The following is a 15,783-nucleotide window of genomic DNA, read 5'->3' as shown; positions in this document are numbered from 1 at the left end:
ACCAATGACAATCATGTCCTTTATCACCTTCAGTGCTCTGGAACCTTATACAACTTTTTAATAGCCTGTTAAACAATTTTTCCTGCTTTCTTAATATACGATGACAAAAAGTAGAAACTTGTCACCTCGAGCGTAGTCGAGAGGTCTCTATCGTCAAACAACTTAATTTCATACCACTCCTAACCCCTCCTATCTTAGGAGGGGAATCATTGTCCCCCCTGGATTAGGGGGAGATGCAAGAGAGGGTACTTTGGTCAAACAACGTCTGAGATCTCTCCGCTACGCTCCGGTCGAGAGAATGCCTGCGGCTAACACCAGTCTTTTAGACTGGTAAATATGTGCAACATCCTATTTATCCGCCCAAGGCGGATGCTAGACAGTTTTATGTCACCTCGACCGAAGCGGAGAGGTCTCTTTGCAATATAACAGTAGAGATCTCACCGTTACGGTCGCCGGCATCCTTCCGATCGGAACGAACTGAAACCGGGCAATCTCTGTTTTTATATAACAAATATATTTGCGTTTCTGCTTATAATTTCCACACAATCGAATAATTGTCAAACTAACTTTTTAAATTTGATTAGAAAGCAAAATTGTGATATCTACTCAAATGCTTAATATTTGGGAAGTACTGTTAATTGCAGTGGCAATGAGTATAGATGCTTTCAGTGTCGCCTTCGGTGTAGGCTGCAGGTTTAACCGTCCAAGACACTATTTCAGACTTTCGTGGCATTTCGGATTATTTCAGTTCCTTATGCCCCTGATAGGTGCATTTTTCGGTAGAATACTGCTCAAATACACATCCAATCTTAACATTATAGCGGGAATTATACTTTTTATAATTGCATATAAAATGATAAAAGATGCCACGGTTTCGGATTCCGAAAGATGCTATACAACAGATCCCACAAAAGGACTTTCCCTAATATTTTTATCGGTTGCAACAAGCATGGACGCTCTGGGAGTTGGTATATCCCTTGCACTCTTCCCAGGCAATATCTTTATTCCGGCTTCTGTAATCGGTATTGTATGCATTGCCTTTACATTCGCAGGTGTCTATTTCGGAAGCCTCAGCCGGCATTTTATCGGCAGGTACGCTGAATATTTTGGAGCAGTTGTTCTTGTAGCAATAGGAATAAAATTTTTAGTGGTGTAAAAATGAAAATAGGTGAAATCCGTTACGCAAATGTGTATCCCATTTTTTACTATTTAAAGAAAATCAAAGAATATGACTTTGTAAGGGGCACACCTTCTTTCCTGAATAAAATGATTCGGGAAAGAGGGGTTGATGTCGGCGTTTGCAGCAGTATAGAGTATGCAAGGAATCCGCGGAAATATATTATTATACCGGATATTTCCATCAGCTCGGCGGGAGATGTCAAGAGCGTCTGCCTGTTCAGCAGTAAAAAAATTGATAAGCTGGAAAATGCAACTGTTTTTTTGACCGAGGAGTCGGGCACCAGTGTTGTTTTATTAAAAATACTCCTTAAATATTATTTTAATGTAAAAGTATCCTTCACAAATGATTTTGATAATAGTGATGCCGTACTGCTGATAGGTGACAAAGCACTTTTCAGTTACTACAATAACGACTATAAGTACGTGTATGATCTGGGATTTCACTGGTTTCAGTTTTCCGGCTACCCTTTTGTTTTCGCACTCTGGATAGCAGACAGTAAATGGGAAGGAACCGAGGATATAAAACGACTGCACAAAAATCTTGTAAATATAAAAGTAGACTCACAAAAAAATCTTGCGGCACTTCTGGAAGAATACAGTTTTAAAGGCTTGACATCATACCAAATACTGGACTACTGGGATATTATTAACTACAATCTTACGGAGAAACATATTTGCGGACTAATAAAATTTTACAAGCTTGCCCGGGAAATTGGAGAAATCAAAAAATTTCCGCCCCTTAATCTTTCTGTTTGACAATCAATGGGCTTTCATCATCAGTTTCATGATATAAAGACATGGACGGAAAAGCAAAACTTATGTCATGTTTTTGAAATATATCCATAATATTAAAATATACATCCTGCTTAATGGCAAGATATTCAGCCCAGGTTGATGTGGCAGCAAAACAATAAACAAATATATTAAGAGAACTGGCAGCAAACTCATCGAAATAGACCATTATCATATCGTTGTTTATATTTTTATGATTGACAAGCATATCATTGATATCACTTACAGCTCTTTTCAGCGATGCCGGCGGTGTTGAGTAGGTTGCCCCCACCTTGCATTTAATACGGCGGGAATCCCTGCGTGACCAGTTTGTAACATTGTCGGTTGCAATTTTGGAATTGGGAACTGAAACAAGCGCTTTTTCAAAAGTTCTTATTTTAGTCGTTCTGAAACCGATTTCCTCCACAACCCCTTCTATGTCTGTAACAACGATCCAGTCACCGATTGCAAACGGACGATCCATGATAATCATAAGGCTGCCGAAAAAATTGGCAAGAGTATCTTTTGCTGCAAGAGCCACAGCGAGCCCGCCTATTCCAAGCCCTGTGATAATGGCTCCGATATTATATCCCCATTCCTGAATAATAATGGTTACAGCAAACACAATAAGGGCTGCTCTTATGAGTTTTCTAAAAAGAGGTAGAAATTCAACGGCAATTTCTATCTGTTTTTTATAGGCATATTTTTCCATAAATATTTTAAGCAGATTTTCGGCTCTGTATAATACCCAGAAAAAACTGCCTATCAAAAAAGTCTTATAAATATTCAAAAGAAGAAGATCTATATCTTTTGTAAATGTAAAAACATTTATTGCCAGAAAAAAACCTGTTGCTGTAATAGTGAGACTTAGAGGCGGTTTAACAATCTCCACCAAATCATCATCAAAAGAACTCAGTGTTTTTTTTGTCGCTTTCTTCAAAAAATAAAATACGATATTTAATAATACATGCTTTAAAATGAAAAAAAGTAAAAGGATACCAAAGGCAGCCAGCATTTCGCCGACATTGACATTGAATATCTCATAGGAAAGAATCGGTATTAGTTCATCAAAAAATTTATTCAAATTAGTCATCCTTTCTGGAAAAATCAACCTTAACGATTTTCCCGTTTGAAGACTTCACCCTGGATTTATCAGCAGATTTTTGTTTATCTTTATTCTTACCGTCGGACTCTTTTTCTGTATACATCGAAAATTTAAAAACAAAATCCGGTTTACCGGGGTCGTCAAAAACAGTAACAATCGATTGAAAGGGGATAACAAGTGACTCCCATTTGCCCGAAAAACGCATATCTGCATAAAGGGCATGATCATCCCATCTCAGGTTTTTATACGATGAAGCACTGAAAACAAGCACAAGACCATGCTCACTCTCATTACCTATAAAGCCTCTTTCACCTATACGTATATCGCCGGCAGGAACAACATGCATATAAAATTTATCGTAAAAATCAAAAAGTAATTCCAGAACCTGTTTCTTAAATTTACTCATAAATAATTAATAAAGAAGGGGATCCCAAAAGAGATCCCCTTTACATATTTCATTCACTTATATCTTCATCAATGGAAGCTTAAGCCTTATTTTCCGTCAAAGAGTGACCAAGGTCCTCTAGTCTTAGCGAAATTAATGGCTTCTTCTTTTTCACTATAGTAATAATCTTTATTGATGTTAAAGATCTGTCCGGGAAATATCAGATCAGGATCTTTGATTTCATCTTTATTAGCCCAGTATATAAGAGGCCACATAAAGGGGTTCATGTATTTTCTGTCGGAAATATCCCAAAGTGTATCACCTTTAACAACAGTATATTTTTCTACACCTGAGGATTCTTTAGTAGTTTCCTCTTCCGCCGCCATACTTTCTTTCATTTCCTCAGCTTTTGCAGCTGCAATCTCTTCTTTGGCATCCTGCAGCCCTGCTTTAATTTCATCGATCAAAGCGTTAGCCTTGCCCGGTTCACAATCGTCAATATTTTCCTGAGCCTCTTCGTATTTTGCCTCAAGTTCATCATAATTTCCAACGTTATATTTTTGTGCATCCGCTTCAATAGCATCAAGCTCTTTGCCTAATTCCTCAAGCTCGGCTGCTGCCCTATCGTTCTTTTTGGACATAGCCTTTGCCACTCTTTCAGCTTCTGCAGCTTTTTCCTGTGCAGCTTTCAGCCTTTTTTCAGCAGCATCGTAATACTTGCCTTTGAAAGTATGATCTTTGGCTTCTTCCATCTGCTCTTCAGCAGCTTTAAGTTCTTCCATGGCTGCATTATACTCTTCTGTGGCACACTCTTTGGCATTACTCTGTTCTGCAACATTTAGCGCAGCTTTTGTGTCGTCATACATCTTTACCGGAGCTTTTGCACATGCGAAAGCAAATGAAACAACCAGAGCAACTAAGCTCAAATATTTCAAAATTTTCATAACTCCCTCCGTATCTCTTATTATTTTAAAAATAACACATACTTTGCCAAAAGTCAAAGAAAGATATAAAGTTTATATATCTTCCACTATATCAAGCTTTATACTTAATTCCTTCAGCTGTTTTTCATCAACAATACTCGGAGCATCGCTCATCATACACGTAGCCCTCTGGGTCTTAGGAAAAGCTATAACATCCCGTATCGATTCCGAACCGGTCAAAATCGTTGCAATCCTGTCAACACCGAAAGCAATGCCTCCGTGAGGCGGAGTACCGTATTTGAGAGCATCCATAAAGAAACCAAACTTTCTCCTGCTTTCCTCTCTTGTCATACCGAGGGCATCAAACATTTTTTCCTGGACATCACTTCTGTGTATCCTAATACTACCCCCTCCAATCTCAGAACCGTTGAGAACAAGATCGTAAGCTTTGGCTCTTATTTGTGAAGGGTCTGTGTCAAAATATTTTATATCCTCATCAACGGGTGCAGTAAAAGGATGATGCACGGCTGCGTAGCGTTTTTCATCCTCATCCCACTCAAGAAGAGGAAAGTCCGTAATCCAGACAAAATTGTATTTATTCTTATCAATAAGATTCAGCATTCTTCCCAGCTTGAGCCTTACCTTGGACATGTAAAGATTAACAATGTCAGTTTTGCCGGCTCCGAAAAAGATAATATCTCCTGTTTCTCCGCCCATTTCACTGACAATTTGGTCAGCCAGATCTTCACCCAGAAATTTTACAATAGGAGACTGCAGACCGTCTTCGTTAACCCTGATATATGCAAGTCCCTTTGCTCCAAGGCTCACGGCAAAATCTGTTAAATCATCAATATCCTTTCTGGAGAAATTGGTTGCATTTTTTGCATTAATTGCCTTTACCACTCCGCCGTTTTTTACACTGTCGGCAAAGACTTTAAATCCGCAATCCTTCACAAGATCATTTATTGTTTTTAGATGAAGCCCAAATCTTGTATCAGGCGCGTCGTGACCGAATTTTTCCATTGCCTCATCATAAGACATTATTTCAAAAGGTTTTTTAACATCAACATCCATTATATCTTTAAATATTTTAACGAACAGCTCTTCAATAAGTTTCATTAAATCCGCACGATCAATAAAAGACAGTTCCATGTCCAGCTGTGTAAACTCAGGCTGCCTGTCAGCCCGAAGATCTTCATCCCTGAAACATTTTACTATCTGAAAATACCTGTCAAAACCCGATATCATAAGAAGCTGCTTAAACATCTGCGGAGACTGAGGCAATGCATAGAACCTGCCCGGATTTACCCTGCTCGGCACGAGATAATCCCTTGCCCCTTCAGGTGTACTTTTTGTCAGAAATGGGGTTTCAATATCAAGGAAATCTTTTTCATACAAAAACTCTCTTATCACCCGTATCAGCTGATGTCTCAGTATAATATTCTGCTGCAACGCAGGTCTTCTCAAATCCAGATACCTGTATTTAAGCCTTATGTCTTCGTTCGCATTGGAATGATTTTCTATAACAAACGGTGGGGTTTCGGATTTATTCAGAATCTTCAGTTCGTTTACATAAACTTCCACTTCACCCGTGGGCAGAGAAGAGTTAACAGTCCCTTCAGGCCTGTGTTCCACCTTTCCCTTAGCGGCAATAACGAACTCACTTCTGACGTTATCTCCAAGCTCATGCACTTCTTTATCAAATTCAGGGTTAAGTACTATCTGGGTGACCCCGTCACGATCCCTGAGGTCTATAAAAATAACACCGCCATGGTCTCTTCTGCGCTGAACCCATCCCATGATAACAACTTCTTCTCCAATATTACCGGCTCTCAGTTCACCGCAACTATGCGTTCTTCTCCAGCTACCTAAATGTGACAGCACTTCGGCCTCCTTCACTTACCAAACTTAAAGTTTTTGCGATAAAATATTTTTCAACTCATCCAGCAAGACAAGCTGTTGTTCTCCATCAGTCATATTTTTCAATGTAACGGCATTTTTCCCGAGCTCTTCCTCTCCCAAAATAACCACATAGGAAGCCTGTGATCTGTTGGCTTTCTTCATCTGGGATTTCATGGAGCCCAGCTCAAAATCCATATCAACGCCCCAGTTTTCATCTCTGAGACTTTTCAAAAGTTTCAGTCCGGCATCAACTGTTTCAGGAAACATCACCATAAAAATATCAAGGGTCTCTTCGTAAGTCAGCCCGGCTTCTTTGATCAGATTAACCAACCTGTCTATTCCGACGGCAAAACCTATGCCGGGATAATCCGGCCCTCCCAGCTGTTTTACCAATCCGTCATACCTGCCTCCGGCTCCAACAGTACTGTTAGCTTCAAACTTATCGGTTATCATCTCAAAAGCCGTCCGCACATAATAATCAAGTCCTCTTACCATGAAAGGATTGACATCATAATTTATGCCTGATATCTCCAGATAATACTTCACACTGTCAAAATGTTCCCAACACTCAGAACACAGATAATCAATCATCACCGGTGCATCAGATGCAACCTTTTTACATCCTGGAACTTTACAATCCAGTATTCTCAAAGGATTTGTATTTAGCCTTCTTTTGCAGTCCTCGCACAATTCCTTTTCATATTTTGAAAAATATTCAATCAATTTATTTTTATAACCCGGGCGACATTCCGGACAACCAATAGAATTAATTTCAAGACGCAAAAACTCCCCTATTCCGCATTTGTCAAAAAAGGAGCACAAAAGCTGTATAACTTCGGCATCAACAAGAGGAGATGCCGAGCCGAAAGCTTCTACCCCGTACTGGTAAAATTGTCTGTAACGACCCTTTTGAGGCCTCTCTCTGCGAAACATGGGACCGTAGTAATAATACTTCTTAACTCCACTTGCCGCATAAAGCTTATTTTCAACTACACCGCGAACCACACCGGCCGTACCTTCAGGTCTCAGTGCAAGAAGATCACCATTTCTGTCTTCGAAAGCAAACATTTCCTTTTCTACAATATCAGTTGTACTGCCTATACCCCTGTCAAAAACTTCCGCCTTTTCAAGCACCGGCATCTTATATTCGCTGTAGCCGAACGACTCGGAAAGAGAATAAATAACTTTTTCAATTTTTCTCCAGTAACCGATCTCTTCGCCGTAAATATCCCTGAAGCCTCTGACCTTTCTAAACAAAAATTTCCTCCGGCTATCTTATATGTTATAATTTAAATAAAGAGCAGTATAAACACTGCGAACTTAACAATTTTGAAAAAAATCTCTGTAAGATATAAGTTAGATTTATGATGCTGTCAACTAAAAGAATGGAGGTGCCCATGTACAACATTTTCAGAATCGACAACGTTTATCAGGGGCGGCTGAAAAAAGATGAAGATCTGTATTACGGTCTGATGAATGAAATAAAGAATCTTAATATACACGAAGGTTTTATTGCCGGTATCGGCAGTGTTACAAAGGCTTCCATTACATTTTATAATCAAAAGGAAGGAACGTATGAAAACACACATGTCAATGAGCCTATGGAAATTATCTCGCTTAAGGGAAACATTTCTCTGAAAGATGACAAGCCGTTTGCACATATCCATATCACACTTGCCAAAAGGGATTTTACCGTAATCGGAGGACACTTACTGCCGGATACACCGGTTTTCGCATTCGAATATGAAATATTCTCATATGCCGGAGAAAATGCCAATGTAAGAAAATTTAATGAAGATACTAAGCTTTTTCTTTGGAGCTTTTGATATCGATAAGACTCAAAATCATACCGGCTGCTTCGGAAACTGAAAGTTTATCAACGTTAATAACCAGGTGATACAGTTTGTCATCACTGATATCTTCTCCGTAATAGTGCTGCAGATAGTTCCTTCGTTTTTTATCTATATCCTCGACAAGTTTAGAAGCTTCTTTTTTCGGGATATCCCTCCGGCTTGCAATCCACTCAACCCTTTTAGAAACAGGTGCATACAGCCTTATATGCAGAGTATTGCGGTGTTCCTGCAAAACAACCTGTCCACCTCTGCCCATAATAACGGCGTTATCCTTATCGGCAATAAAATGAAATACCCTTTCACTCATCTGCCTGAAAACATCGCTGTCAAAAACAGGACTGTAATCGACATCTTCTTTAAACAGCTTCTCCTTCTCATCGATAATTTTCTCCGCCAACGGTTCTTTGAGTTCTTTGCCGCTTTTGCCAAACATCTCTTTAAACATCGACAAATCAATATATTTGGAAAGCCTGGCGTTAATATTCGAATGCTGTTCCTCATCAAATTTTGATACCACCTCCAAGGGAGTATCCGCTAAAATTGAAATATATTCAATAATCTGTTTATTAATCATAGAATAATTAAGACGTCCGGCAACTTCTTCTCCAACTTTCTCTCCGGAACAGCCGAAACTTCTGGAAATTGTCACTACCGCCATTTTAACTCTCCCAAACGATGAATCTCACTGTGATTATCCAATAAATCATACATTTTTTCAACACTAATATGATTCTCCGGATGAACATAGTCCGGCTCAATCTCCAAAAGCGGCAGCACAACAAAAGTTCTGTACGGGAACTCTTTATGGGGCAAAAAGAGTGATTTACTTTTAATAATCCTTTTGTCAAAATCAATAATATCGATATCAATATTTCTGGGTCCCCATTTGTAAGGGGTATCCCTATGCATTATTTTCTCAATAGTTTTGCAAAAAGAAAGAAGCTGACAAGGATTGATAAAAGTTGATGCTTTTAATACAATATTAAAGTAGTCCGGCTGAGCATCAAGAAGCAATGACCGGCTTTTGTAAACACCTGAAACGGAGATAATATTCAGAAGAGAAGACAACCCTGCGATAGCAGATGACAGATTTTTGGCTTTCGGATAAATGTTTGATCCCAACCCCAAGAAAACTGTATTCATTCCTAACCAACCTCTCTACCTCTCTACCTCACCACTTCACTATCTCACCATCTTACCACTTAACTATCTTCCTACTTCCCCCCTTTTGTCTTCACTTTATTTCCCAGCTCATTGAGAACTTCGGCGAAAGTAGGATGATTAAATATATATTCGGAAATATTATCGATTTTAATACCGGACTGGATTAAAAGTGTAAATGCTGTCACAAGTTCAGAAGCACCTTTTCCGAAAATATGAGCACCGAGAATCCTTTTCGTTTCCCTGTCATAAATCACTTTTACCAGTCCTTTGTTAAACCCTATTATCAAAGATTTTTCAAGATTTGTATAGGTATACTTTACCGTCAAAGGCGAGAAACCTTTCAGTCTGGCTTCCTTTTCGGTAAAACCTACACTTGAAACCTCCGGATCTATGTATAAAACCTTCGGCATAAATTCGTATTTAAATTTTCTCTGAACACCTGATATATGTTTAGCAACAAATGAAGAGGATTTATATGCCCAGTTAACAAGCATAGTTTTTCCCGATGCATCGCCCACAAGATATATATTTTTATTGCTGGTTCTAAAGCTTTGGTCAAGCTCCACACCGTTCTCATTCATTTGGACACCGGCTTTCTCTAATGAAAGATTATTCACAGCAGGTTTACGCCCGACGGCAACAAAGATTTCCTCAGCCTCCATATTATCATCATCATCAAAAAAAAGAATACTCTTATTCCCTACTTTTTCCACATTCACTATATTGGCATTCTTTCTCAGATTAATACCGTTCCTCTTGAAGCTGTCTTCCAGTCTTTTGGTGACCTGCGGGTCAAACGTGGAGAGTATTCTGTCCGTTTTTTCTACAATATGGACATCACAGCCTAATCTTCTGAAAAATGTAGCATATTCACAACCCACAAAGCCGCCTCCGATAACGGCAACAGAAGCAGGAACTGTCTGAAGATTGAAAATATTATTTGCATATAGGAACTTTTTTGTGGAAGGTATTTCAAGGGGAGGGTTATACGAACCCGTGGCTACAATACACTTGCCAAATTTAACTTCGTGCTTTTTACCGGTTTGACGGGATTGAATTTTAAGTTTATCTTTGCCGGCAAATTCAGCAATACCCTGAAAAAATTCGGAACCGGCTTCACTTAGCTGGTCGGTGAAAGCCTTTACTATTTTGGTGGAGATGTTTTCAACATACTTCCTGGATTTTTTGAAGTCAAACGGAGCTTTAACGGCCTCTTCGGGTATATCAATAAAATTAACCGTTCTTGTCTTAAATTTATTGTACAAATAACTCAGATACAGGGCGGTGTTCGACATGATACTGCCCGAGAAACAATACCCGCCTCCGATGTATTCAGAAACCACAAGAACAGAAAAACCGGCAGCGGACAGCTGTGTAGCGGCGTTCACACCTGCTGGCCCCGCTCCTATCACTATAACATCATATTTACTTTGCACTTTTCACCTGTTCTGGTTAGGAGCCAAGCTTGCCCGCCAAATCTTTTATATCCTGAGCCCTGGCAGTGTCTTCCCAGGAAAAACCATCCCGGCCGAAATGACCGTAGGCTGCCGTACTTTTATAAATCGGTTTTCTAAGATCCAGCGCTTCCATAATACCTTTGGGGGTGAGATCAAATATTTTTCTGACAATTTTTTCCAGCTCTGAATCGGGGACAGCACCTGTGCCGTAGGTATTTACGGAAACAGATACAGGCTCGACCACTCCGATAGCATAAGCCAGCTGCAATTCACATCTGCTGGCTAGACCGGAAGCAACTATATTCTTTGCAACCCATCTGGCTCCATAAGCAGCACTTCTGTCAACTTTTGAAGGGTCCTTACCTGAAAAGCATCCGCCTCCATGTCTTCCGGAGCCTCCGTAGGTATCCACAATTATTTTTCTGCCCGTAAGTCCGCAGTCTCCCATCGGACCCCCCACAACAAATCTGCCGGTGGGATTGATATGATATGTGATATCTTCATCATCAAGCAGATGTTTGGGGATAACAGGTTTGATAACCTTCTCAACTATATCCTCTTTCAAATCGGAAAGTTTTATATCATCGGCATGCTGGGTGGAAACCACAACGGTATCCACTTTCACCGGTTTGAAGCCGTCGTACTCTATAGTAACCTGCGATTTACCGTCCGGACGCAGATAAGGCAGTATCTCCGATTTTCTGACATCGGAAAGCTGCATACAAATTTTGTGAGCAAGCATTATCGGAAGAGGCATTAACTCCTCGGTTTCATCACATGCAAAACCGAACATCAACCCCTGATCACCTGCTCCGCCGGTATCAACCCCCTGGGCGATATCAGGAGACTGTTTGTCAATACTCGTCATCACACCACAGGTCTCATAATCAAAACCGTATTTTGCCCTTGTATAGCCTATCTCCTTTACTGTATCGCGGACAACGCCGGGAATATCAACATATGTGCGTGTAGTAATTTCTCCGGCTACGATTGCCAGCCCCGTTGTCACCATTGTCTCACATGCCACTCTGCTGAAGGGATCCTCACTCAGCATGGAATCAAGGATGGCGTCGGAAATCTGATCCGCAATCTTATCCGGATGACCTTCTGTCACTGACTCTGATGTAAATACATACTTTTTCTTATCCATTCAACACCTCTTGCATTTATTAAAAAGTTACCGGCAATTACAATCCCCAGTAAACGAATAAATCAACTGGATTTTTTATGCTCGGAAATAATCTGTTCCATCCTGTCTTTTCCCCTGAGCTTGATTTTTTTAATCTCTTTTATCTTCCGCTCAACCTCAGGTGGTATGTATTTCAAGCTGTAAAGCGCTTCCAAGTCCTGCTCAAGCTTCACATGTTCGTCAAAGAGTTCTTTAAATTCCTTATTGGATTCCAACAGCTCTTGCACAACACCCTGATTCATTTTTAACATCTTGCACCCCTTGTACATATAATTTCATAACAAATCCGTCGATACCTTGTGAGTAATAATTTTTCCTCAATCCAATTTTCCTGAAGCCCTTCTTTTTATAAAGATTTAATGCAGGAGCGTTATCCTGTCTAACTTCAAGGAAAATATGACAACTTTTTGATTGTTCTATAAGAAACTCCATCAATCTATCTGCAATCCCGCAGCGTCTGAAATCCTTTTTTACAGAAATATCCAAAAGCTCCACCTCATCCAACATCCATCTGTAAATAAGGTAGCCTGCAACCTGATTTTTTTCGAGAAAAACATAAATTGCGGAATCTTGATTCATAAACTCTTCATATATAGAATTATATGACCAGGGCTTTTGGAAGTTTTCCTTTTCTATTTCAGCAATCAGCTTTATATGTGAGATATCAGCTTCAATTACCAAATTTGAGCTCCGCTTCGGATTTAGTCATATAAAAAGGAACACAGTCTCTTAAAAACTGTGAAAATTTATTGTGCATTATTGCCTTGCTAAGATCAACATCACCTGAATTCTTCGTATTAATCAAAACAATATCAGAATCTATCATATCTTCGGTCACATTCTGATATTCAGAATATTTCCCCCTCTCAAAATCGTATTCCCTTAGGGCGAAGGTTTTTCCGCGCAGTTTGCACGCTATTCTGCTTTTTGATTTATTGATAACCAGCGCAGCCGCATCGAGAGATGAGATCCCTGAAGGTTTTATTTCCAATCCTGCTGCAATGCCCTGAATTGAAGAAACGCCGATTCTTATTCCGGTAAATGACCCCGGACCGATAACAGCTGTAATACTATCAAGCTGACGCAGCTGCATAGACACACTTTTCAAACAGTAATCTATTGCCTCCAGAAGCATCTCATTCATTTTGTTTTTTAGTTTCAGAGATATGTTTGAAATAAGCTCGCCTTCTCTTACCAGCGATAAGGACAAATTTCCCCATGAAGTGTCGATTAGCAATGAGTTCATTAGCTTAATATTATCTAATTACCTTTTATAGTCAAGATTTAAAAACCCGTATGTCCGAAACCGCCCGATCCTCTTTCTGTTGTATCCAACTCGTCAGAAAGAGTAAATTCAGCCCTGTAAACTTTTGAAAATACAACCTGAGCAATTCTGTCTCCTGTATTGAAGACAAAGTCGTTATCACCAAAGTTCACTAAAATTACCCCTACTTCACCACGATAATCAGAATCAATGGTGCCGGGCGTATTAAGTATTGTTACCCCTTTTTTTAAGGCCAAACCGCTTCTGGGTCTGATTTGGGCTTCATATCCTTCCGGAATAGAGAAAGATACACCGGTCTTCACCAGTTTTATTTTCCCTGCTTTCACAATTCCCGCTTCTGCAGCAAATAAATCTGCCCCGGCTGATTCTTCGGTTTTGTAAACAGGAACCCTGCTGTCTTTTGTTTTTTGTATTTTAACGTTAATTTTTTTCATACCAAGAAAAAAAGGTGTCCTGAGACACCTTTAAATTCATTCCATATCTTTTCTGGTTATTTTATGTCTGCCCCGCTCGTCTTTGCCCAGGTATTTCACCTTAACTTCATCTCCCACCTTCAGGTAATCTGCAATACTTTTAATCCGTTCTTTACTGTATTGAGACACATGAAGAAGTGCTTCCACACCAGGCAGAAGTTCTACGAAAGCGCCGTATTCCATAACCTTTTTAACTTTACCGGTATAAACCTTGTTAATTTCAAGCTCCTGCACCAGAGCTTCAATCTTTTCTCTGGCATTCTCAATAGATTCCTTGTCCGTGGCAAAGATATTAAGGATACCACCGTCAAGTATATCTATAGCTACACCGGTCTCGTCTATAATGCCTTTAATCGTTTTCCCGGAAGGTCCGATAATAAGCCCAACCTTCTCAGGATTTACATTGATTCTTTCAAATCTTGGAGCGTTATCAGGCAGCTCTTTTGGTGAAGGAAGCTGTTCATTCATTTTATCGAGAATGTAAAGTCTGCCCTCTTTTGCCTGCTGTAAAGCCTCTTTCAAGATATCGCGGGATAGTCCCTCTATCTTTATATCCATTTGTAAAGCTGTAATACCATCTTTAGTTCCGGTAACCTTAAAATCCATATCTCCAAGATGATCTTCCAAACCCATTATATCTGTCAAAACGGCAAATTTGCCCTTCTCATAGATAAGCCCCATAGCAATTCCTGCAACGGCATCTTTAACAGGCACACCGGCATCCATAAGTGCAAGGCTTCCTCCGCACACCGATGCCATCGAAGATGAGCCGTTCGATTCAAGAATATCCGAAACAATGCGCATGGTGTAAGGAAAACTCTCCTCATCGGGGAGAATATACTGAAGAGCGCGCTCGGCAAGTGCACCATGACCTATCTCCCTTCTGCCGGGAGGTTTCATAAAACCGACTTCACCCACACAGTAAGGCGGAAAATTATAGTGAAGCATAAAACGTTTTGAAGTTTCTCCTTCAATATCATCCACCATCTGAGAATCCATTTTCGTTCCCAGAGTTGTGGTGACAAGCGCCTGTGTTTCACCTCTTGTAAAAAGAGCCGAACCGTGTGCTTTTGGAAGGAGGCCTGTTTCAATATCAATCGGTCTTATCTCATCGTATTTTCTGCCGTCAACTCTCTGCCCGGAATTGAGTGTAACTTCCCTAAATACATTTTTTTCCACAGCAGAAAAAGCATCGTTGTAAAGTTTGGATTTATCAGCAAATTCCTCTTCACCTAGTTCCTCTTTGACTTTTTCAAGATATTCCTCTTTTATTTCGTCAATAGCATCGTATTTTTCCTGTTTTCCGGGAATCATTACAGCTTTTTTCAGTTTATCCCCTATTTCGGAATTAACCTTCTCCACCAAATCTTCCGGAGTGGAGAAATCACTGAAACTGATTTTTTCCCCGCCCAACTCATCTCTCATCTGTTTCTGAACGGCTATTATTTTTTTGATTCCTTCATGACCGAACTCCAGAGCATCAATAACTTCATCTTCAGAAACTATGTCCATTCCGGCCTCGACCATTACAATAGCATCTTCCGTACCGGCAACAGTTATATTCATTTCAAGCTCATCAAGTTTTCCTGCATTAGGATTCAACACAAGCTCACCGTCTATTCTTCCCACACGCACGGCACCGACAGGCCCGTTAAAAGGTATATCGGAAATCATCAGTGAAGCACTGGCAGCATTGAGTGCCAGAATATCACTTGAGCAAACCTGATCACTTGAAACCACCATAGCCACAATCTGGGTTTCATTTCTGAAACCGTCAGGAAAAAGAGGCCTTAAAGGGCGGTCAATCAACCTTGATATTAAGGTTTCCCTGTCAGAAGGTTTAGCTTCTCTCTTAAAAAAACCTCCCGGTATTTTGCCCACTGCGTAGAATTTTTCGAAATAATTCACTGTAAGGGGGAAAAAATCTATCCCCTCAGGTGCTTTATTGCTGCACGTGGCGGTAACCAGCGCAATAGTATCACCATGCTGCGCCCAAATGCTGGCATTAGCCTGTTTGGCTTTCCAGCCCGTCTTCAGATAAATCGGCTCGGAGTTTTCCCCGAGCACGATTTCGTAAATCTTCTCTTTGTTTTCCAT

Annotated in this window: 17 protein-coding genes; 3 read left to right on the top strand and 14 right to left on the bottom strand. The window is 40.1% G+C overall.

Translation table 11 applies throughout. The features are described from left to right. The first annotated feature begins 610 nt into the window (after nt 1-610). Nucleotides 611-1,156 (top strand): manganese efflux pump MntP, encoded by a 546-nt coding sequence (locus tag UMU13_RS06680; RefSeq protein ID WP_328217984.1) that lies wholly within the window; start codon nt 611-613, stop codon nt 1,154-1,156. Nucleotides 1,157-1,158: 2 nt separating this feature from the next. Continuing rightward, nucleotides 1,159-1,935 carry a menaquinone biosynthetic enzyme MqnA/MqnD family protein gene (locus UMU13_RS06675; protein WP_328217982.1) on the top strand — a complete coding sequence of 259 codons (777 nt, stop codon included), beginning with the start codon at nt 1,159-1,161 and terminating at the stop codon, nt 1,933-1,935. On the opposite strand, the gene UMU13_RS06670 is transcribed toward UMU13_RS06675, so the two are convergent. The 5 genes from UMU13_RS06670 to hisS all read right to left on the bottom strand — a co-directional run bounded on the left by UMU13_RS06670 (nt 1,919) and on the right by hisS (nt 7,522). Continuing rightward, nucleotides 1,919-3,043: a mechanosensitive ion channel family protein gene (locus tag UMU13_RS06670; protein WP_328217980.1), complete on the bottom strand. Its 1,125-nt coding sequence runs from the start codon at nt 3,041-3,043 to the stop codon at nt 1,919-1,921. The genes UMU13_RS06675 and UMU13_RS06670 overlap by 17 nt on opposite strands. Then, the gene (locus UMU13_RS06665; protein ID WP_328217978.1) at nt 3,036-3,461 is read right to left on the bottom strand and encodes a ClpXP protease specificity-enhancing factor SspB; all 426 of its coding nucleotides are present in this window, start codon (nt 3,459-3,461) and stop codon (nt 3,036-3,038) included. Before UMU13_RS06665 ends, UMU13_RS06670 begins: the two co-directional genes overlap by 8 nt. 86 nt (nt 3,462-3,547) lie before the next feature. Further along, nucleotides 3,548-4,384, bottom strand: a complete 837-nt coding sequence (locus tag UMU13_RS06660) for a LysM peptidoglycan-binding domain-containing protein (RefSeq protein ID WP_328217977.1) — start codon at nt 4,382-4,384, stop codon at nt 3,548-3,550. Between the two features lie 72 nt (nt 4,385-4,456). Continuing rightward, complete coding sequence (aspS, locus tag UMU13_RS06655) at nt 4,457-6,247, bottom strand: aspartate--tRNA ligase (protein ID WP_328217975.1); 1,791 nt, start codon at nt 6,245-6,247, stop codon at nt 4,457-4,459. A gap of 24 nt (nt 6,248-6,271) precedes the next feature. Beyond that, on the bottom strand, nt 6,272-7,522 hold the full coding sequence (gene hisS / locus UMU13_RS06650) for a histidine--tRNA ligase (protein WP_328217973.1): 1,251 nt from the start codon (nt 7,520-7,522) through the stop codon (nt 6,272-6,274). A 140-nt stretch (nt 7,523-7,662) separates the two neighbouring features. Here hisS and UMU13_RS06645 point away from each other — a divergent pair, with 140 nt between their 5' ends. Then, a complete protein-coding gene (locus UMU13_RS06645; RefSeq protein ID WP_328217971.1) occupies nt 7,663-8,091 on the top strand; it encodes a PPC domain-containing DNA-binding protein in 429 nt (142 codons plus the stop codon). On the opposite strand, the gene UMU13_RS06640 is transcribed toward UMU13_RS06645, so the two are convergent. The 9 genes from UMU13_RS06640 to pnp form a co-directional block, all read right to left on the bottom strand. Then, nucleotides 8,066-8,776, bottom strand: a complete 711-nt coding sequence (locus UMU13_RS06640) for a cytidylate kinase-like family protein (protein WP_328217970.1) — start codon at nt 8,774-8,776, stop codon at nt 8,066-8,068. The genes UMU13_RS06645 and UMU13_RS06640 overlap by 26 nt on opposite strands. Then, nucleotides 8,767-9,261: a 2-amino-4-hydroxy-6-hydroxymethyldihydropteridine diphosphokinase gene (gene folK / locus UMU13_RS06635; RefSeq protein WP_328217968.1), complete on the bottom strand. Its 495-nt coding sequence runs from the start codon at nt 9,259-9,261 to the stop codon at nt 8,767-8,769. The genes UMU13_RS06640 and folK overlap by 10 nt, the downstream gene beginning before the upstream one ends. Nucleotides 9,262-9,332: 71 nt before the next feature. Next, nucleotides 9,333-10,718: a dihydrolipoyl dehydrogenase family protein gene (locus tag UMU13_RS06630; RefSeq protein WP_328217966.1), complete on the bottom strand. Its 1,386-nt coding sequence runs from the start codon at nt 10,716-10,718 to the stop codon at nt 9,333-9,335. A 16-nt stretch (nt 10,719-10,734) separates the two neighbouring features. Further along, nucleotides 10,735-11,889: a methionine adenosyltransferase gene (metK, locus tag UMU13_RS06625; RefSeq protein ID WP_328217964.1), complete on the bottom strand. Its 1,155-nt coding sequence runs from the start codon at nt 11,887-11,889 to the stop codon at nt 10,735-10,737. Nucleotides 11,890-11,951: 62 nt separating this feature from the next. Beyond that, nucleotides 11,952-12,170 (bottom strand): DUF465 domain-containing protein, encoded by a 219-nt coding sequence (locus UMU13_RS06620; RefSeq protein WP_328217963.1) that lies wholly within the window; start codon nt 12,168-12,170, stop codon nt 11,952-11,954. Beyond that, the gene (gene rimI, locus UMU13_RS06615) at nt 12,130-12,609 is read right to left on the bottom strand and encodes a ribosomal protein S18-alanine N-acetyltransferase (RefSeq protein WP_328217962.1); all 480 of its coding nucleotides are present in this window, start codon (nt 12,607-12,609) and stop codon (nt 12,130-12,132) included. Before rimI ends, UMU13_RS06620 begins: the two co-directional genes overlap by 41 nt. Then, a complete protein-coding gene (gene tsaB / locus UMU13_RS06610; protein ID WP_328217961.1) occupies nt 12,599-13,174 on the bottom strand; it encodes a tRNA (adenosine(37)-N6)-threonylcarbamoyltransferase complex dimerization subunit type 1 TsaB in 576 nt (191 codons plus the stop codon). The genes rimI and tsaB overlap by 11 nt, the downstream gene beginning before the upstream one ends. A 38-nt stretch (nt 13,175-13,212) precedes the next feature. Then, entirely contained in the window at nt 13,213-13,647 is a 435-nt protein-coding gene (gene dut / locus UMU13_RS06605) for a dUTP diphosphatase (RefSeq protein ID WP_328217960.1), read from the bottom strand. A gap of 36 nt (nt 13,648-13,683) precedes the next feature. Next, a complete protein-coding gene (pnp, locus tag UMU13_RS06600; protein ID WP_328217959.1) occupies nt 13,684-15,783 on the bottom strand; it encodes a polyribonucleotide nucleotidyltransferase in 2,100 nt (699 codons plus the stop codon).

The organism is Flexistipes sp. (genome assembly GCF_036172515.1).
In the GTDB taxonomy this organism is placed as follows: Bacteria; Chrysiogenota; Deferribacteres; order Deferribacterales; family Flexistipitaceae; genus Flexistipes.
Note: the sequence above shows the minus strand (reverse complement) of the source record. Positions and strands in the feature narration are given on the sequence as shown.

Coding starts and splice junctions, on each gene's coding strand:
- UMU13_RS06680 (WP_328217984.1), top strand. CDS start 611: ATGCTTAATATTTGGGAAGTACTGTTAATTGCAGTGGCAATGAGTATA.
- UMU13_RS06675 (WP_328217982.1), top strand. CDS start 1,159: ATGAAAATAGGTGAAATCCGTTACGCAAATGTGTATCCCATTTTTTAC.
- UMU13_RS06670 (WP_328217980.1), bottom strand. CDS start 3,043: ATGACTAATTTGAATAAATTTTTTGATGAACTAATACCGATTCTTTCC.
- UMU13_RS06665 (WP_328217978.1), bottom strand. CDS start 3,461: ATGAGTAAATTTAAGAAACAGGTTCTGGAATTACTTTTTGATTTTTAC.
- UMU13_RS06660 (WP_328217977.1), bottom strand. CDS start 4,384: ATGAAAATTTTGAAATATTTGAGCTTAGTTGCTCTGGTTGTTTCATTT.
- UMU13_RS06645 (WP_328217971.1), top strand. CDS start 7,663: ATGTACAACATTTTCAGAATCGACAACGTTTATCAGGGGCGGCTGAAA.
- UMU13_RS06640 (WP_328217970.1), bottom strand. CDS start 8,776: ATGGCGGTAGTGACAATTTCCAGAAGTTTCGGCTGTTCCGGAGAGAAA.
- folK (WP_328217968.1), bottom strand. CDS start 9,261: ATGAATACAGTTTTCTTGGGGTTGGGATCAAACATTTATCCGAAAGCC.
- metK (WP_328217964.1), bottom strand. CDS start 11,889: ATGGATAAGAAAAAGTATGTATTTACATCAGAGTCAGTGACAGAAGGT.
- UMU13_RS06620 (WP_328217963.1), bottom strand. CDS start 12,170: ATGAATCAGGGTGTTGTGCAAGAGCTGTTGGAATCCAATAAGGAATTT.
- tsaB (WP_328217961.1), bottom strand. CDS start 13,174: ATGAACTCATTGCTAATCGACACTTCATGGGGAAATTTGTCCTTATCG.
- dut (WP_328217960.1), bottom strand. CDS start 13,647: ATGAAAAAAATTAACGTTAAAATACAAAAAACAAAAGACAGCAGGGTT.
- pnp (WP_328217959.1), bottom strand. CDS start 15,783: ATGGAAAACAAAGAGAAGATTTACGAAATCGTGCTCGGGGAAAACTCC.